Annotated in this window: 17 protein-coding genes and 1 riboswitch; of the genes, 16 read left to right on the top strand and 1 reads right to left on the bottom strand. The window is 27.6% G+C overall.

What is annotated here, in order from left to right; all coding sequences use genetic code 11:
- Positions 1 to 40: 40 nt before the first annotated feature.
- The 7 genes from JJC02_14335 to JJC02_14305 all read left to right on the top strand — a co-directional run bounded on the left by JJC02_14335 (position 41) and on the right by JJC02_14305 (position 7,106).
- The gene (locus JJC02_14335; GenBank protein ID UDN54064.1) at positions 41 to 943 is read left to right on the top strand and encodes a fumarylacetoacetate hydrolase family protein; all 903 of its coding nucleotides are present in this window, start codon (positions 41 to 43) and stop codon (positions 941 to 943) included.
- A 79-nt stretch (positions 944 to 1,022) separates the two neighbouring features.
- Entirely contained in the window at positions 1,023 to 1,916 is an 894-nt protein-coding gene (locus tag JJC02_14330) for a dihydrodipicolinate synthase family protein (protein ID UDN54063.1), read from the top strand.
- A 51-nt stretch (positions 1,917 to 1,967) separates the two neighbouring features.
- A riboswitch (cobalamin riboswitch) is annotated at positions 1,968 to 2,150 on the top strand.
- 232 nt (positions 2,151 to 2,382) lie between these two features.
- Positions 2,383 to 3,513, top strand: a complete 1,131-nt coding sequence (locus JJC02_14325; GenBank protein ID UDN54062.1) for an ABC transporter substrate-binding protein — start codon at positions 2,383 to 2,385, stop codon at positions 3,511 to 3,513.
- 71 nt (positions 3,514 to 3,584) lie between these two features.
- Complete coding sequence (locus tag JJC02_14320; protein UDN54061.1) at positions 3,585 to 4,610, top strand: iron ABC transporter permease; 1,026 nt, start codon at positions 3,585 to 3,587, stop codon at positions 4,608 to 4,610.
- Positions 4,611 to 4,612: 2 nt separating this feature from the next.
- Positions 4,613 to 5,809: an ABC transporter ATP-binding protein gene (locus JJC02_14315; protein UDN54060.1), complete on the top strand. Its 1,197-nt coding sequence runs from the start codon at positions 4,613 to 4,615 to the stop codon at positions 5,807 to 5,809.
- 230 nt (positions 5,810 to 6,039) lie between these two features.
- The gene (locus JJC02_14310) at positions 6,040 to 6,357 is read left to right on the top strand and encodes a transposase (GenBank protein UDN54059.1); all 318 of its coding nucleotides are present in this window, start codon (positions 6,040 to 6,042) and stop codon (positions 6,355 to 6,357) included.
- 26 nt (positions 6,358 to 6,383) lie between these two features.
- Positions 6,384 to 7,106 carry a DDE-type integrase/transposase/recombinase gene (locus tag JJC02_14305; GenBank protein ID UDN54058.1) on the top strand — a complete coding sequence of 241 codons (723 nt, stop codon included), beginning with the start codon at positions 6,384 to 6,386 and terminating at the stop codon, positions 7,104 to 7,106.
- 59 nt (positions 7,107 to 7,165) lie between these two features.
- Here JJC02_14305 and JJC02_14300 read toward each other — a convergent pair whose 3' ends face one another.
- A complete protein-coding gene (locus tag JJC02_14300) occupies positions 7,166 to 7,891 on the bottom strand; it encodes a pentapeptide repeat-containing protein (GenBank protein UDN54057.1) in 726 nt (241 codons plus the stop codon).
- A gap of 479 nt (positions 7,892 to 8,370) precedes the next feature.
- Here JJC02_14300 and nrdE point away from each other — a divergent pair, with 479 nt between their 5' ends.
- From nrdE to JJC02_14255, 9 genes are all read left to right on the top strand, one after another.
- On the top strand, positions 8,371 to 10,470 hold the full coding sequence (nrdE, locus tag JJC02_14295; GenBank protein UDN54056.1) for a class 1b ribonucleoside-diphosphate reductase subunit alpha: 2,100 nt from the start codon (positions 8,371 to 8,373) through the stop codon (positions 10,468 to 10,470).
- 12 nt (positions 10,471 to 10,482) lie between these two features.
- Complete coding sequence (gene nrdF / locus JJC02_14290) at positions 10,483 to 11,454, top strand: class 1b ribonucleoside-diphosphate reductase subunit beta (GenBank protein UDN54055.1); 972 nt, start codon at positions 10,483 to 10,485, stop codon at positions 11,452 to 11,454.
- Positions 11,455 to 11,529: 75 nt separating this feature from the next.
- Positions 11,530 to 12,156, top strand: coding sequence for a GyrI-like domain-containing protein (locus JJC02_14285; protein UDN54054.1), 627 nt, complete (start codon positions 11,530 to 11,532; stop codon positions 12,154 to 12,156).
- Between the two features lie 394 nt (positions 12,157 to 12,550).
- Positions 12,551 to 13,180 (top strand): hypothetical protein, encoded by a 630-nt coding sequence (locus tag JJC02_14280; protein UDN54053.1) that lies wholly within the window; start codon positions 12,551 to 12,553, stop codon positions 13,178 to 13,180.
- Positions 13,181 to 13,963, top strand: coding sequence for an ABC transporter permease (locus JJC02_14275; GenBank protein UDN54052.1), 783 nt, complete (start codon positions 13,181 to 13,183; stop codon positions 13,961 to 13,963).
- Complete coding sequence (locus JJC02_14270; GenBank protein UDN54051.1) at positions 13,956 to 14,834, top strand: ABC transporter ATP-binding protein; 879 nt, start codon at positions 13,956 to 13,958, stop codon at positions 14,832 to 14,834. Before JJC02_14275 ends, JJC02_14270 begins: the two co-directional genes overlap by 8 nt.
- Positions 14,835 to 14,866: 32 nt before the next feature.
- The gene (locus JJC02_14265; GenBank protein UDN54050.1) at positions 14,867 to 15,826 is read left to right on the top strand and encodes an NrtA/SsuA/CpmA family ABC transporter substrate-binding protein; all 960 of its coding nucleotides are present in this window, start codon (positions 14,867 to 14,869) and stop codon (positions 15,824 to 15,826) included.
- A 313-nt stretch (positions 15,827 to 16,139) separates the two neighbouring features.
- Positions 16,140 to 16,832 carry a response regulator transcription factor gene (locus tag JJC02_14260; GenBank protein UDN54049.1) on the top strand — a complete coding sequence of 231 codons (693 nt, stop codon included), beginning with the start codon at positions 16,140 to 16,142 and terminating at the stop codon, positions 16,830 to 16,832.
- Positions 16,833 to 16,841: 9 nt separating this feature from the next.
- Positions 16,842 to 17,846, top strand: coding sequence for a HAMP domain-containing histidine kinase (locus tag JJC02_14255; protein UDN54048.1), 1,005 nt, complete (start codon positions 16,842 to 16,844; stop codon positions 17,844 to 17,846).
- Positions 17,847 to 18,100: the final 254 nt, after the last annotated feature.

Below are 18,100 nucleotides of genomic sequence, written 5' to 3'. Positions count from 1 at the left end.
GAAAAACTAAATACATAGAATTTTGATAAAGGGTGAGATTATGAAGTTTGTCAGTTTTACTGAAGGAGAAAATAAGTGTAAAAGGTCTGGAGTTTTTTCTAAAGATGAATTATTTATTATAGACATTAATTCTTTAAATCTTAGTAGAAATTTTAAAGATTTAAATGAATTGGTTCAAAATATATCTAAAGAAGATGTTATTAAGTTGAAAACTATTATAAATGAAGGTACATTTTACAATTATGATGTTTTTAAAAGAGATAGATGTACTGTACATGTTCCTATAGAAAAACCAATACATGATATTTTGTGTGTGGGAGTAAACTATAAAGAGCATCTTGAAGAAACTCAAACTCACTTTGATGATAGTTTTGAAGAACCCCAAAAAACGGTTTATTTTACAAAACGTGTAACGAAAGCAATAGGACCAGAAGATGAGATAGATGGTCATTTTGATATAAATAATCAACTAGACTATGAAGTTGAACTTGGAGTAGTAATAGGTAAAACAGGTGTTAATATTAAAAAAAAAGAGGTAGAAGATTATATCTTTGGTTACACTGTTATAAATGATATTTCTGCTAGAAAGTTGCAAAAAGAGCACGTTCAATGGTTTAGAGGAAAGGGATTAGATACATTTACCTCTTTAGGTCCATGTATCTTACATAAAAGTGCAGTTCCTTTTCCTATAAAACTTAAGGTATGTAGTAGAGTAAATGGTGAAGAAAGACAAAGTTCTAATACAAAGCTATTCATATCAGACGTTTCAGACATAGTTTCAGAACTTTCAAAAGGTATGACTTTAGAGGCTGGAGACATTATAGCTACTGGAACACCTTCTGGAGTAGGGATGGGTTTTTCACCTCCTCGATATATGAATAGTGGAGATGTAATTGAATGTGAGATTGAGAGTATTGGAATTTTAAAAAATTACATTAAGTAAATGTTTTAATGTAATCAATGTTAAGACAGGGTCTAATGTATTAATGAACATATTAAAATAAATTTTAGGAGTTTAAATTATGAAAGCAGAGTTTTTGACACCGGTTGTTACAATATTTGATGAAGAAGGAAATTTAGATAAAGAAGGAAATAAAAAAGTATACGACTATCTTATAGATGGAGGTGTAGATGGACTAGTTATAATGGGAAGTACTGGAGAGTTCTTTAATATGTCTATGGATATGCAAAAAGAACTTATAGATTTAGTAACTAGTTATGTAAATAAGAGAGTAAAAGTGTTTATAGGTACAAGCCGTATGTGTGTAGATGAATCTATAGAGCTTTCAAATTATGCACATAATAGTGGAGCAGATGGAGTTATGATAATAAGCCCTTATTATTTCTCTCTTGATGATGATAGTATTGAATTGTTTTATAGTGAAATAGCTAAAAATACAGAAGCAGAAATATATTTATATAATTATCCAGATAGAACTGGCTATGATTTAAGTCCAGAACTTACACTAAGACTTGTGAGAAAGCATAAAAATATAGTTGGATATAAGGATACAGTAACTTTGATGGGACATACCAGAGAGTTAATAAATACTATGAAAGCAGAGTTCCCAGAGTTTAAGATATATAGTGGTTATGACGAAAATTTTATACATAATCTAATGTCTGGAGGAGCAGGTTGTATAGGGGGACTATCAAATTTAATTCCAGAAGTTTGTTCTAAATGGGCTGAAGCTTATAATAATAGAGATATGGATAAGGTTATAGAAATTCAAAAATATATTAATAAAGCAATGGATTTTTATTCAATAACAAACCCATTTATACCAGCAATGAAAAAAGCTATGAATATTAGAGGATTAAAAGTAAGTGATTATATGACTGCTCCTTTTATAAAACCAAATGAAAATCAAGTATGTGAGATTAAAAAATTGATGAATGAATTAAATATATGCTAAATCAACCTTGCAAAGTTGCCAACAATAAACTACAATTATCTTAACAAAAATTAAATTAAATAATACTAGGGTACTAGATTAGTTTAATAGGGAAAGTGATGAAAATTCACTACAGCCCCCGCTACTGTATACGGATACGAAATCAAAATCCACTGAGATTTGTAAGAGATTTTGGGAAGGATGATAGAGGGAAAGCCGTGAGTCAGGAGACCTGCCCAGTATTACATAGGTTCAATTTAGGGTGGAAATTGTAATTTATAATAAAATGAAAATATCAATTCATTTTTTGTAAAGTTGATATATAAGACTTCTCCTTTCTAAATTAGGAGAAGTTTTTTATTTTATTAAAAGGTTATACTTATTAAAGATGACTTTAAGATAATTTTAATAAGATATATTTTAAAAAAGTATATATTATTAAAGTTTTTTAGCCACTCATAAAAAATAAGATATTGGAGTGAAAGAGATGAAATTTAAGGTAAATGTTTTAAAGCAGTTTTTTTTAATTGTTATGGTAGTTTTTTTAGTTGGAGGTCTTATAGGATGCAGTAAAAATGATAAAGATAATACACAAGTTAGTAGTGGTAAGAAGTTAGAATTAAAATATGCAAGTGGGTTTAGTGTTGAGGATTTAGAAGATGGAATTAAAAAAGTGACTGATGGAGATAATAGAGAACTAATTTTAATTCCTAAGAAGATTAAAATTCCTAAAAAGTATAAAAATTCTAATATAGTTAGAACACCTGTAGATAATGTACTAATAGCATCCACAACACAAGCTTGTTCTCTAAGAACAATAGGAGAACTAGATAGTATAAAAGCAGTGACAACAGAAGAACAATATTGGACTATAAAAGAAATTAAAGATTTAATGAATGATGGAAAGATACATTATGTTGGCTCAAACTTAGCACCAGATTATGAGAAAATAGTAGACTTAAATCCTGATTTAACTATAGTGAGTAGTGGTTTATCAGAAGCTGATACAAAATTTATTGATAAACTAAAAGAATTAGGGCTTAATTATGTTGTAGATAATGAATATAAAGAGCAAAATCCATTTGGAAGAATGGAGTGGACAAGTTTGATAGCTGCCTTTTATGATAAAGAAGATATAGCTACTAGTGAACTAGATAAAACAGTACAAAGGATAGAAGAAGTAAGTAAAAAAATAAAGAACAAAGCTAAGCCTAAAGTTGTATGGGCATCTGTATATGAAGGAAATGCTTATATAGCGCCTAAAGATTCATATGTAGATAATATGATAAGAATGGCTGGTGGAATAAATGTATGTGCTTCAATAGATTCAAATGAAGGACGAGTGAGCATTGAACAATTACATGAAGTTGCAAAGGATGCAGATATATTTGTATACTCATCAAGTTCAGATTATGCCCCAAACTTAGACTTTATAAAATCTAGCACACCTATATTGGCTGATTTAGATGTTGTAAAAAATGGTAACTTATGGGTATTTGCTCCAGATTATTATCAATCAGTAGATAAGACTGATGAATTAATAGTAGATTTAATTGAGATGTTTCATCCAGGTACTACAGGTGAAAAAATCAAACATTATATAAATTATGATAAATAATATAGAAGACGACACTAAAAGATGAGTTTTATGGATTTTAGTTAATATAGGTTGTTAAGAGGAGTATATAAATGGATTTTATCAATAAAATGAGAATAAAGAATACTACAGTATTTATAGGACTAATTATAAGTATGATACTTACTTTTTTAGTGTGTGTAGCATTTGGCTCTGTAAAAATTGAGCTGAAAGAAATAATAGATGTTGTATTAAGAGGTATGGATAATACAGAGCATTATAAAATAATATATAATATAAGAATTCCTAGAGTACTTGCAACTATGGTAGGTGGAGCATGCTTAGCAGTATCTGGTATTTTACTACAGATATTTTTTAAGAATCCAATAGTTGAACCATATATATTAGGTGTATCTTCAGGTTCTACTTTGTCAGTAGCACTTATGATTTTGGGAGGATACACATTGGGATTTGAGAGTATAAATTCAATGAGTATATTTGTAGCAGCATTTGTAGGAGCTTTAATTGTAATGTCTATAGTCATTTTATTTGCAAATAAGGTAAAGAATATAACAACTCTTTTAATAATAGGAATTATGACTGGATATGTGTGTAGTGGTATAACAAACGTATTACAATCATTTGCAAATAGTGAGAAACTAAAAGAATTTACTATATGGTCTATGGGAAGCTTTTCTGGATTTACATGGGAAAAGGTAGAAATACTTATAATAGTTGGTATGTTAGGTCTTTTGATGACTATATTCATAATAAAACCTTTAAATGCTTTTTTATTAGGAGAAGAGTATGCAAAAAGTATTGGTATAAATATAAAATTTTTTAGAGTTTTTATAGTATTTATATCTAGTATATTGGCAGCAATAGTATCGGCATTTGCAGGACCTATAGGATTTATTGGACTTGCAGTGCCTCAAATTTCAAAATTGATATTTAAGACGTCAGATAATAGGGTACTAATACCAGTAGTAATCTTTTTAGGAAGTATAGTTACAGCCCTTTGTGATTTAATATCAAGAGTAATTTTGTCACCAGTAGAGTTACCAATAAGTACAATAACATCTTTGTTAGGAGCACCGATTGTAGTAATGCTATTGATGAAAAGGAAGGATAGGACTTAGATATGTTGAGAACTAATAATTTAAGTGTAGGATATAATAAAAAAGTAGTTGTGAGTGATATAAATATAGAGGTAAAAAATGGAGAAATATTATGTCTTTTAGGAAGTAATGGTGCTGGAAAAACTACTATATTAAGGTCTTTATCTAAACTTATAACGCCAATAAAAGGGGATATATATTTAAATGACATAGATGTAAATCATATATCAAGAAAGGCATTATCGAAAAAAATGGCTTTAGTGCTTACAAATAGATTATTAGGTGATTTAATGACTGTACAAGATATAGTTAATATAGGAAGGTATCCATATACAGGATTTTTTGGTAGTTTATCTAAAAAAGATTTAATACTGGTAGATGAAGCATTAGAATCTGTAGATGCACTACACTTAAAAAAAAGATATTTTGATGAACTAAGTGATGGAGAAAAACAAAAAGTATTGGTTGCAAGAGCCTTAGTTCAAGAGCCAGAAATAATTATATTGGATGAGCCGACAACTCACTTAGATATAAAACATAGGTTAGAGCTTATAAACATACTAAAAAAATTAAGTAAGGAAAAATCAATTTCAGTAATACTTTCCTTACATGAAATAGATATAGCATTAAAAAGTTGTGATAAAGTTGCTCTTATAAAGAATAATAAAGTCATAGCTTATGGTCAACCTGAAGATGTAGTGGATGAAGATATCATAAATTCACTTTATGAATTGGATGATAAAAATTTCAATAGTCTATTAGGTGCCGTAGAGATTAGCAATAAATCTAAAAATGAAGTTTTTATAATTGGTGGTGGTGGTAAAGCTACACCAATTTATAGAGTTTTTACTAAAAAAGGTATAGGTCTATACTCTGGAATAATACATGAAAATGATATTGATTATGAAATTGGTAGAACTATGGGCATAAAGATGTTTACAGAAAAGCCATTTGAGTTGATAAGTGATGAGAATTTCGATTTGGCCATTAAGAGCCTAAGTAATTCTAAGGTTATAATAGATACTGGATTTAATATAGGTGAAATAAACAAAAGGAATATAGATATTATAAAAGAGGCTTTGAAGTTAAATAAAAAAGTTTATTCTTTTAGAAATAGAGATGAGAGTCATAAGTATTATAATAATCTGTACAATAATATAGAATATATAGATAAAGTTTCCCAAATAGTAGATAGTATTAATATGAATAATTTACTATAACCTTTAAAATAAAATGTACTTGTGAACTATAAAATATAAAAAGTGGGTGTCTAAAAATGAACTTTTTATTTCATGAGGCACTCTTTTTGTATGAAATCAAATATATTTTCATCATTTCAACAATGAAAAAAGGTCTATCTCTATTTTAGTATAATCCCCTTATAGTAGACATTTAAATAAAAGGCTATTATAATAGGTCTAAAAAACGTATACTCTAAGGGGGTTTTTCTATGTCTAAAAAACACAAAAAATATAGCAAAGAACTTAAACTAAAAGCTGTAAACTTATATATAAAAGAAGGATACTCATCATACAAAATTGCTGAGATGCTGAATATAAGAAGCAAAACACAAGTTCAAAACTGGGTAAAAGATTATAAAAATAAAGGTAAAACTGCATTTAATGATGAAACTAGGGGCAGATTTAAAAATATTAGTCTAGAAAATGATAATAGAAAATTTAAATCTGTTGAAGAAGAATTGAAGTACTTACGCATGGAGAATGAATTCTTAAAAAAGTTAAGTACCCTATTGGACAAGTCAAAGTAAGCGATAAATTTAAAACAATTAAACTTATGTCTAGGAAGTATAGTATTTCTAGTATGTGTAAGTTGATAGGTGTGTCAAGAAGCGGTTACTATAAATGGCTAAGTTATTCTAAAAAAACTTCCGATAGGGGTATCAAAGATAGAATTATTAAGGATTATATAATTGAAATACATAAAAAATATAGATTAACTTACGGTAGAAAAAGAATTTGTACTTATATAAATAAAATACTTGATACCCCTATTAATCATAAGAGAGTATATAGGTTGATGAAAGAACTAGGTATTAAATCTATTATTAGAAAGAAAGTATATAGACGTAAGTTTAAATCATATGAGATATATGATAATATATTAAATCGTGAATTTAGAGCTAATCAACCATTAGAAAAAATTTGTATGGATATAACATACATACCTATCGGTAAAAAATTCTTATATATGAATGTAGCCAAAGATTGTATTTTACATACAGATCAAGGTTCACAATATACAAGTAGATCTTACTCTAAAAGGCTTAAGGATAATGGTATTATACAATCAATGTCCCGAAGGGGCAACTGCTGGGATAATGCTCCTATAGAAAGTTTTTTCAGTCATTTTAAATCTGAATTAATATATTTAATTGATACTACAGATCCAAAGAAAATGATTAGTCTAATAAATGATTATATTTATTTTTATAATAATGAAAGAATACAATTAAAAAACGGAATGAGTCCGATTGAATATCGAACTCATTGTGCGTAAAGATAGCCTTTTTTTATTATTTATGTATTTTATATATATCATTATAAAAAGAAGTTACTTTACAGATAATCTATAGCTTCCTCTCTAGTTAGAAAAAAGTGAATTCCTGTAGTTGATTCTTTCCATCTATTTTCATTAAAATCTTCAGCTACAATCATTTCTCCTACTCTATATATAAAATTTTCATCAGCATATGCACGAGCAGTTTTAAAAGATTCTTTGCCATCTATGCTTGTAATTGACAGTACTTTTGCTTTATTACATCTACAAGCATTTGATGTAGCAGATACTCTTTTTGCGTCACTCGGTATTAATAATTGTACCATTCTAAAATTAAAACATTTTTTATAGCCTATAAATGCTCCCGTTTCAGGACAGTATAATTTAAAAAAACGAGTATTTTCATCTGATATTACTCCGTCCAAAGTAGCATATTCTAAATTAGAATTTTCTAAATTAGCCCCTCTAATATCTGATTTAGATAAATCACAAAATCTAAAATTTGTACCACCTAAGTCTGCATTTTTTAGTATAGAATTTTTTAATGAACAATCCGAAAAATAAGAATTCTTAAAACTAGAGTTTTCTAAATCTGCTTTTTCTAAATTTAAATTGATAAGGTCAGACCACGAAAAGTCAATATTACTTAAACAGTATCCCGTTAAGTCCATGTTTTCTAATCTTAATTCTTTTAAATCTGCTTTTTCTCCGTCATTATTGTTTTTAAGCCATAAATAATGTTTCTCAAGTGCTTTTTCTAATTCTTGTTTAGAAATAGTTTTCATTAAAATCACCTTCACGAATTTATTTTTATATATGTAGTAGCAAAATAGTCATATATTTAATTATATAACAATAAATAAAAAACTTATAAATAATATATAGAATATAATATTTAAAATATTTTGTTTTGAATATATTATAATATATTTTTAGACTATTTAGAGATAATTTGTACTTTTAAACATACCATAATAAGTTTGTATTGTTTTATATTTGAGTTTATAAAAATTTATTTAAACAAAAATAATATCAGTGATACAATAATAAAAGTTTAGATATAAAAAAATTTGTGTATATACTATATGTAGTATATAATAGATAAAGCACTGACTATATGTAGTGCTTTTGTTTTTGAAAAATACTTATTATATTCCGATAGTTATAGGTTATTTTGGGGATTTCAACTAATAAATACTAAAAGAAATAATAAGCAAATTAAATGAAATTATAGCACAAGATTATGTTAAAAGGACGGTAAATAATGAATTGGATAGAGCTTAACAATCAAGTGATAATTAAAAATGAACAAGGTAAGTATCAGTTAGAAAAGGACAAGGAAGCCTTAAGTAGTTACATAGAAGAATTTATAAAACCAAAGTTGAGAAAATTTAATGACTTAGAAGAAAGATTGAAGTATTTAATATATGAGGGTTATTATTCAAAAGAAATAATAAATCAGTATAGTATGAAGTTTATTAAAAATATATATGAGATTATTGATAAACATCAGTTTGAATTTCAATCATATATGAGTGCAAATAAATTTTATCAAAATTATGCATTAAAAAGCAATGATGGAAAGGAAATATTAGAAACATATAATGATAAAGTATTAATTGTAGCTTTGACATTAGGAAATGGTGATGAGAGTTTAGCTCTAAACTTAGCAGATAAAATAGTAAAACAAGAATTTCAACCAGCCACACCTACTTTTTTAAATGCTGGAAGAAAAAGAGCTGGGGAAATGGTGTCCTGTTTTTTACTGTCTGTAGAAGATAGTACAGAAGGTATATCATATGCTATATCTTCATCAAATCACTTATCAAAGATTGGTGGAGGAGTTGCACTAAATTTATCTAAACTTAGAGCATCTGGTGAATCTATCAAAGATATAGAAGGTGCAGCTGGGGGTGTTGTTGGAGTAGCTAAAATGTTGGAACAATCATTTAGTTATTTTAATCAAATGGGAGCTAGACAAGGTTCCGGTGCAGTTTACCTTACTGTATTCCATCCTGATTTTGAATTATTGATGGATACGAAAAAGATAAATGCTGATGAGAAAATAAGACTTGCTACATTGTCACTAGGAGCTATAATACCTGATAAGTTTATGGAATTAGCAGAAAAAAATGAAATTGCATATGCATTTTATCCTCATACTGTGTATAAGAAATATGGAGTTTATCTTGATGAGATAGAAATGAATGAGTGGTACGATAAATTGGTTGATGACAAGGATATAAGAAAAAAAGAAATAAATCCTAGACAGATGTTGACTAAAATAGCACAGATGCAACAAGAAAGTGGATATCCATATGTAGTGTACATAGATACAGCTAATAGAGAACATACATTAAAAGATGTTGGAATGATTAAGATGTCTAACTTATGTTGTGAAATATTCCAATATCAGACACCTTCGGAAATAGAGGGATATGGAGGCAAAAATGAATGGGGACAAGATATAAGTTGTAATCTTGGTTCTTTAAATATAGCAAATGTTATGGATAATAAAACTATAGAAAGTACGGTTGAGACAGCAATAAGAGCATTGTCGTTTGTAGCAGATAATACAGATATAAGACCAGTACCAACCGTAAGTAACAGTAACAGCAAGTCTCATTCTATAGGATTAGGAGCTATGAATTTACATGGATACTTAGTAAGAGAAAATATTTTATATACTTCAGATGATGCTATAGATTTTTCTAATGTATTTTTTGCAATGGTTAGATATTATTCAATTAAAGCATCGATGAAAATAGCTATAGAAAAAAATCAAACTTTTGAAGGATTTGATAAATCAGAATATGCTAAGGGAAGAAATAGCAAGGTATTATCAAAATACTATGAACAATCTTATCTACCTAAGTCGGAAAAAGTAAAAGCATTATTTGAAGGTATTTATATACCAACAAAAGAAGATTGGACAAATTTATTGGATGAGGTAAAAGAAAAAGGTATATATAATGCGTATTTAATGGCAGTAGCACCAACTCAAAGTATTAGTTATGTTCAAAATGCTACATCAAGTATAATGCCAATTACTGAACCAGTAGAAGTAAGAACGTATGGAGATTCTACCACAATATATCCAATGCCATTTTTAACGAATGATAATATATTGTATTATCAATCAGCATACAGAATAGATATGAGAAAGGTTATAGATTTAGTAGCAACAGTTCAAAACCATGTTGACCAAGGTATATCAACAACACTGTTTGTCACAGATGAGAAGACAACTAGAGATATAGCTAGACATTACATATATGCATATAAAAAAGGCTTAAAAAGTTTATATTACACAAGAACAAAGATGGCAAGAGATACTCATGAGTGTCTAGTATGTTCAGTATAGGGAGAGAAGTATATGACATTTAATTTACATAAAATACATAATGCAGTTAACTGGAATAAAGAAGAAGATGGGTTTACACAGGCTTTTTGGGAGCAAAATGTAAAACAATTTTGGCTTCCTGAAGAAATATCTGTTTCTAAAGATATCAAGGTATGGAATGAACTAAGTGATAAGGAAAAGGAATTATATAAAAAAGTATTGGGTGGTTTAACATTATTGGATACAAAACAGGGGAATAATGGAATCCCATCTATGATGAGTTTAACAGAAAATTTGCAAAGAAAAGCTGTTTTATCTTTTATGGGAACTATGGAAGAAATACATGCAAAAAGTTATTCTTCTATATTTATGACTCTACTTTCTAATTCAGAAATAGATGAGTTGTTTGAGTGGATAGAAACAGAGCCAACTTTACAAAAAAAGGCTGACTTAGTTTTAGGTCAATATGAAAATACTACAAATCAAAAAGGTTTGTATTTATCAATGGTTACAAGTGTATTTTTGGAGAGTTTCTTGTTTTATTCAGGGTTCTTTTATCCATTGTATCTATCTGGTCAAGGAAAGATGGTAGCTAGTGGAGAAATAATATCGCTTATTCTTAGAGATGAGTCTTTACATGGTAAGTATATAGGATTGCTAGCACAAGAAATATACGATTCATTTGATAAAATGGATAAGAAGATGTTAGAAGAGAAGATGTATTCTATACTTTATAGCCTTATGGAGAATGAGATAGAGTATACAAATGTTATATACAGAGAAAGTGGGCTTGAAAAAGAGGTTGTGAACTTTTTAAAATACAATGCGAATAGAGCTTTAGAAAATCTAGGGTTTGAGAAGCTATATACTGTAGATGCTATAAATCCAATTGTATTAAATGGTCTTAGCACTGAAACCAAAACACATGATTTCTTTTCAACTAAGGGTAATGGATACCAAAAAGGAGTGTATGAGGAATTAGAGGATGAAGATTTTATAATATAATTTATAATTATGACACACTGTTGTCACTTTTAGCGTGATAATATCAATGTATAAAATATATATGGAGGTATTTTTATGAAATATGAATGGAGAAAAAGAGATAAAGAGTTATATTTACCTAAAAAGAATCCTGTAATAATTGAAATACCAGAACAGAAATTTATCATGTTAAAAGGGAGTGGAGACCCAAATTCTAAAGAATTTACTGAAGCAATAGGAGTACTTTATTCTTTGGCATATGCAATAAAAACCATGCCTAAAAAAGGAATTGTACCAGAAGGGTATTTTGACTATACGGTTTTTCCTTTAGAAGGTATATGGGATAAGGGAGAAAAAAGTAAAGGCTTAGATGTACTTATTAAAGAAGATTTAATTTACACTATAATGATACGTCAGCCAGATTTTGTTACACAAGACCTGTTGGATAAAGCTACTGATATAGTAAAGAAGAAGAAACCTCATAATCTTCTTGAAAAAGTTAGATTTGGGTCTATTAATGAAGGGCTATGTGTTCAAATGCTTCATATAGGTTCATATGATAATGAACCAGAAAGCTTTGACATTATGAACGAATTTTGCAAAAAAAATAAACTTATAAGAAAATCTTACACACATCGTGAAATTTATATAAGTGATGCTAGAAAAGTATCGCCTGAATCATTGAAGACGGTTTTACGTTTTGAAGTAGAAAGGGAAGTATAAATATTTTGAATAATTTATAAGAGTTATAAAAAGTGAAGTCTGTTGAGACTTCATTTTTTGATGCAATTTTAAAATTAAATTTGATGTTTCATAATATTTTAAAAACTTTCTACTTTTATTAGTGTGAATAACTGTTGCTATTAAATAATAATACTAATTATATAAGTATTATTATATAATATTTATAGATTATTATATAAATAGATTATTAGTAAGATGTATGCATTATTAATTAAAATAAATTACATATACTATTTAATATTTCATTTAAAATATTAAAAAATGTAGATAAAAATTGTTTTATTAAGAAAAAATTAATATATTGACAAAATTTAAGTGCTCATTTAAACTATTAATTGATAATAATATTCAATATTAAATAATAGGAGGCGTTATGAATAAATATCTTCTAATAAATCCAGTGGCAGAAAGAATGTATGGAGAAAAGTTTCACCTTATTAAAGCAAATTTGATAAAAAAGGGGTACATAATAGCAGAATGTGAACCACAGTTAGAATATGTAAAAAAGCAGTACAAAGAGTATACAAAAAAGACTGAAAATACAATGTTGGATTGTAGATGTCCAGAAAGTATAAGTCTTTTAAAAAGAAATAATTTGATAAATAATTTTGAAGTACCTATGATAGAACCAATATTAGTAAGGACTTGTAGGGTTTTATACGATAAATATATAAAAAGTAAAGATGATATGTTGGTAGTAACCTGTCCATGTACACAATTAAGAGACTTTGCAAGTGAAAAGTTTAAGGATAAGGGTAATGCTATGTTTTATACATGGAAAGAGTTTGCTGAACAAGAAGGTGTAAAATCACTTGGAAAAATAGATGAATCACCAATTCCATTAGGATATTTCAAAGATACTTTTGAAAAAGTTCTTGAAGTATCAAGTGAAGACGAAATATTAAGTGAAATACAAAAAATAAGAAATGGCTTTGAAGATAAGTATGACATAGTAGAAATGTTTTATTGTAAAGATGGTTGTAATAATGGAGATGGTTTGTAAATGGTCAATAAATTTAATAATAAGTTTTTAAGGCTAGTAAAGAGTGTTCTGATATTTTTTATAATTTTTTTATTATGGAAAATTACAAATTATCTTGGTATTTGGAGTGATTATATATTACCATCACCCGAAAAGGTATATAGTACATTTTTAAATATGATAAGTGATGGTTCAATATTTATTAATGTATATGCAAGTATGAAAAGAGTTTTGATAGGTTTTGCAATAAGTACTGCTATAGGTGTGCCTTTAGGGATATTCTTTGGAATTTATAGTGGAGTATACGAATACTTTAAATCTCTAATAAATTTTTTAAGGAATACACCTCCCCTTGCTTTAATACCAATGCTTATATTATGGTTTGGTATAGGAGAGGAATCAAAAATTATAATTATAGTTTTAGCATCCTTTTTCCCAATCTTTACAAGCACATTGAAAGGGATTAAAAATTGTGACTCAAAACTGATTGAAGTGGGTAGAGTATTTGAGTTTTCAAAGCTTCAGATAATATTTAAAATAATAATACCAAATGCCATTCTTGATATTGCTGTTGGGTTAAAGTTAGCTCTTGGATATAGCTTTAGAGCAATTATTGGGGCAGAACTTGTAGCAGCTTCATCTGGTCTTGGATACTTGATATCTGATGGAAAAGAAATGTCTAGAACAGATGTTGTTATTGTAGGTATAATCGTAATTGGACTTTTAGGAATAATTACAGATTACATATTTTCGATTATTGTGAAGAAGGTAAGTAAGGGAAAGATGGTGGAAGCATATGAATAATTTAGTATGTGACTCTGGATATATAATTAGAAATTTATATAAAAGTTATAAAGTTGACAATGAAGAACATGTAGTTCTTAGTGATATCTCTTTAAACATAGATAGAAACCATATAACAGTAATTTTAGGTGAAAGTGGTTGTGGAAAGACTACCTTGCTTAGAGCAATTGCATCACTTGAAGGTATAAATAGTGGTGAGATTAGGTTTATTAATGATAATAAAGAGTATAGACCTAATGTTGGTTTTGTTTTTCAGGAGAGCAGATTAATGCCTTGGTTAAACGTAAGTGAAAATATAGCTTTTCATAATCAAAGAAAAAATACTATTTTAAACAAGGTGCTTAGAAAATTTAAACACAATAAAAGAATTATTGGTAAAATTATAAATGATAATTTTAGAAGCTTAGAAACAAATGATAATTTGAACAAATCAAATAAATATAATAGGAAAAGTAATATTGATGTAGAAAAATATCTTAAGATGATGAACTTGCAGAAATTTAAAAACTCTTATCCAAATGAATTGTCAGGAGGTATGGCGCAGAGAGTAAGCATAGCTAGAGCTCTTTCTTTCAATCCAGATATGTTGCTTATGGACGAGCCTTTTTCGGCATTAGATTATTTTACAAGGATTGATATGCAAAATGAAGTTATAAGAATACATAAGTCAACTAATAAAGGCGTGATATTTGTAACTCATGATATTGATGAAGCGTTAAAGATAGGCAAGAAAATAGTTGTTTTCACAGACGAAAGAAAAGTAAAAGAATTTAATATAGAAGATGGTTATAATAGAGATTTAACTTCAGATTACTATATTAAATTAAAAAAAGATATTTTAATGACAATGAAATCAAATAAAGGCATTTAAAGAAATTAATAATATTTTAAGGAGTAAAGTAAATGAAATTAAAAAAGCTATTGATAGGTATAACGATATTAACACTTGCAACAGCATCTTTAGCTGGATGTGCTAAAAAAAATAATGGAGAAAAACTTTCAGAAATAAATTTAACTTATGTAAAGTCACCATTAAATGTTCCTTCTATAATTCAGAAACAGGATGATTTATTTGGAAAGGAATTTAAAAAGGATAATATAAAAGTTAACTTCCACGAAATTACTACAGGTCCAGAGCAAACACAAGCTTTAGCTGCTGGAGAAATAGACTTCTTACATGCACTAGGTGGTACATCAGCTTTAATAGCTGCATCTAATGGAGTAGAGTTAAAGATATTAAACACTTATAGCAGGTCACCAAAAGGATTTATGATTTTGACTAATAATAATTCAATAAAATCAGCAGCAGATTTAGTAGGTAAGAAGGTGGCAGGTCCAAAAGGGACTATATTACATCAGGTATTGATTTCAGCACTTGATAAAGAAGGATTAAGCATGGATGATGTGGAATTTGTTAATATGGGTATTCCAGAAGCATCAGCAGCTCTTTCTGATGGTAGCGTAGATGCTGCATTGATTGCTGGTCCAGCAGCTCTTAAAGCTATGAAGTCAGGGAGTAAACTTGTAGCAAATGGTGAAGGTTTAGTAGATGGTATAATAGTAACTGCTGTTAGCACAGACTTTGCAGAGAAACATCCAGAAATAGTTGAAAGATTTATGAAGGTTGAAAAGGAAACTTTAGAATATGTAAATAATAATTTTGATGAAGCTATGGAAAAAGTAGCTAAAGAAGTTGATTTAAGTCTTGAAGAAACTAAAGAATTATATGCTTGGTATGATTTTAGTTTAGATATAACAGATAAAGACATATCTTCGCTTGAAGATACACAAGACTTCTTAATAAAAAATAAGTTACAAGAGAAAAAAGTGAATATAAAAGAATTAATCTATAATGCTAAGTAGAAACTATGCTAAAATAATACTAAGTAAGAAATATAATAAAAGTTTAAGTTACCTTATTAAGGTAACTTTTTCTATTTTAAATTAGTAATTTCAATTTATTTTAGAATGACTAATTGATAATAATGATTAATTAATCATAAAAAGATACTTTTTTATAGGGTTTTATTAAGATGTCTAATAATATAGTTATACTTATGAAGTCAGTAATTGTGAAGTTAGCAATATAATTAAATTTATATATTGTAAAAAGATTATAATACATTAAAATTGAACTTTTATATGATGAGTAAATAGGTATATTAGGAGGAATTATATGAGTTATAAAGTATATATTGTGGAAGATGATATATCAATAAGTACATTACTTAAAGATTATATTGAGAAATATGGATTTGAAGTAATTGTTGAAGAAAACTTTGATGATATAATGATTACATTTGAAAGTTTTAAGCCAAACTTAGTTCTATTAGATGTAAATTTACCTAAATTTGATGGTTTCTACTGGTGTAGATGTATTAGGCAACAGTCGAATTTACCTATAATTTTTATATCAGCTAGAGATGGCAATGTAGACCAAATTAGAGCTTTAGAAAGTGGAGCAGATGATTATATAACAAAACCTTTTTACTATGATGTAGTAATGGCAAAAATAAAGAGTCATATAAGAAGGGTATATGGTGAATATTCACCTAAAATAGACGAAAGAATAGTGGAGCTAGATGGATTAAAGTTTTATCCAGAAAGGTTAGAACTAGAATTAAATGGTGAAAATCTAATTATAACTAAAAAAGAAGGTATACTGATTGAATGTCTTATCAAGAGATACCCAAAAGTAGTAAGTAGAGATTATCTTTTAGAAAAGATATGGGATGATATTGAGTTTGTAGAAGAAAATACTTTAAATGTAAATGTTAGCAGGATAAGGAAAAGATTTGAGGAATTAGGTATAGATAACGCTGTTCAGACTGTCCGAGGGTTAGGATATAAATTAAATAAGAATTGGTAAGGAGAAAGTATGAAGTTATTTTTAAAAGATTATAAAGGTTATATTTTTATATATTATATAGGCATAGTTATGACAATTATTTACTGTAATCTTATGAAGTTTATTAGTTTTGGAGAGAGTTTATATATTCTTTTATTTAGTTCTTTTATATTGTTATGTTTTTTAATATATAAGTATTATAAAAATAGAGAAGTATATAATCTGTTTGAAAAAGGAATACATTCTTTGGAGGAGTCATTTTTGTATTTAGGAAGCTCATTCTTGGGGAGAAATATATCAGTTATTTTAAAACAACAACATAAATTGTATCAATCAATGATACAAGAGCATAAAAAGATACATAGTGAACATTTAACTTTCATCAACCAATGGATTCATCAGATGAAAACACCAATATCAGTTATAAGCCTTCAGCTTCAAGATTATGAGGGAGAAGAAGTAACTGAAAATATAAGAAAAGAAATAGATAGATTAAATAAAGGGTTAGATATGGCTATGCATTTTGCAAGGGCAGATAATTTTCAGAAAGACTTTATAGTTGAAAAAGCCAAATTAAATGAAATTGTATCTAGTATTGTAAATGAAGAAAAAAGGTTATTTATAAAAAGTGGAATGATTCCTAAGATTCAAGTAGACAAATTTACTTATGTTTATACAGATGTAAAATGGATGAAATTTATAATAGGTCAATTAATTACAAATGGAGTGAAATATTCTAAAGATTATAGTAACTACCTAACTATAAAATCTGAAGAAAATAATAAATATGTAATTTTAAGTATAATAGATGAAGGAATTGGAATTGTTTCTAAAGATTTAAAAAGGGTATTTGACCCATTTTTTACAGGAGAAAATGGTCGTAAGTTTGGAGAATCTACAGGTATGGGTCTTTATCTAGTAAAAAAGGTATGTGATGATTTAGGTCATAAAGTAAGTATAAAATCAGAAGTAGGAAAAGGTACAGAAGTTTCAATCTACTTTAATAAAGATGTAAATAGTTTAATAAAGGTGTAAATAGTTTGATAAAGATGTAAATTATCTGTTACAATAGGGTTTTTAGTTAATTGTACTTTTTTATTATACAATTTATTAAATGAAATATTCATAGTTAAATAATCAAAATTTAAGAGAGTTTATTTGCAAACCTTACATAGATGTAAGGTTTGTGTAATGTTTGCAGATAGTTAAATTTTCTAATCTAAATTACAATTAATATAAGAAATAACATAAGAGAAATAACATAAAAAAAGAAATTTTGTAAAAAAGGA

Origin of the sequence: Clostridioides sp. ES-S-0054-01 (assembly GCA_021561035.1) — a bacterium.
Lineage (GTDB): Bacteria > Bacillota > Clostridia > Peptostreptococcales > Peptostreptococcaceae > Clostridioides.
The sequence above is the reverse complement of the archived record's forward strand: the minus strand, read 5'-3'. Positions and strand labels throughout refer to the sequence as shown.

Excerpts from the sequence above, each read along its gene's own strand:
- JJC02_14335 (UDN54064.1), top strand. The coding sequence starts at position 41 with ATGAAGTTTGTCAGTTTTACTGAAGGAGAAAATAAGTGTAAAAGGTCT.
- JJC02_14330 (UDN54063.1), top strand. The coding sequence starts at position 1,023 with ATGAAAGCAGAGTTTTTGACACCGGTTGTTACAATATTTGATGAAGAA.
- JJC02_14325 (UDN54062.1), top strand. The coding sequence starts at position 2,383 with ATGAAATTTAAGGTAAATGTTTTAAAGCAGTTTTTTTTAATTGTTATG.
- JJC02_14320 (UDN54061.1), top strand. The coding sequence starts at position 3,585 with ATGGATTTTATCAATAAAATGAGAATAAAGAATACTACAGTATTTATA.
- JJC02_14315 (UDN54060.1), top strand. The coding sequence starts at position 4,613 with ATGTTGAGAACTAATAATTTAAGTGTAGGATATAATAAAAAAGTAGTT.
- JJC02_14310 (UDN54059.1), top strand. The coding sequence starts at position 6,040 with ATGTCTAAAAAACACAAAAAATATAGCAAAGAACTTAAACTAAAAGCT.
- JJC02_14305 (UDN54058.1), top strand. The coding sequence starts at position 6,384 with ATGTCTAGGAAGTATAGTATTTCTAGTATGTGTAAGTTGATAGGTGTG.
- JJC02_14300 (UDN54057.1), bottom strand. The coding sequence starts at position 7,891 with ATGAAAACTATTTCTAAACAAGAATTAGAAAAAGCACTTGAGAAACAT.
- nrdE (UDN54056.1), top strand. The coding sequence starts at position 8,371 with ATGAATTGGATAGAGCTTAACAATCAAGTGATAATTAAAAATGAACAA.
- nrdF (UDN54055.1), top strand. The coding sequence starts at position 10,483 with ATGACATTTAATTTACATAAAATACATAATGCAGTTAACTGGAATAAA.
- JJC02_14285 (UDN54054.1), top strand. The coding sequence starts at position 11,530 with ATGAAATATGAATGGAGAAAAAGAGATAAAGAGTTATATTTACCTAAA.
- JJC02_14280 (UDN54053.1), top strand. The coding sequence starts at position 12,551 with ATGAATAAATATCTTCTAATAAATCCAGTGGCAGAAAGAATGTATGGA.
- JJC02_14275 (UDN54052.1), top strand. The coding sequence starts at position 13,181 with ATGGTCAATAAATTTAATAATAAGTTTTTAAGGCTAGTAAAGAGTGTT.
- JJC02_14270 (UDN54051.1), top strand. The coding sequence starts at position 13,956 with ATGAATAATTTAGTATGTGACTCTGGATATATAATTAGAAATTTATAT.
- JJC02_14265 (UDN54050.1), top strand. The coding sequence starts at position 14,867 with ATGAAATTAAAAAAGCTATTGATAGGTATAACGATATTAACACTTGCA.
- JJC02_14260 (UDN54049.1), top strand. The coding sequence starts at position 16,140 with ATGAGTTATAAAGTATATATTGTGGAAGATGATATATCAATAAGTACA.
- JJC02_14255 (UDN54048.1), top strand. The coding sequence starts at position 16,842 with ATGAAGTTATTTTTAAAAGATTATAAAGGTTATATTTTTATATATTAT.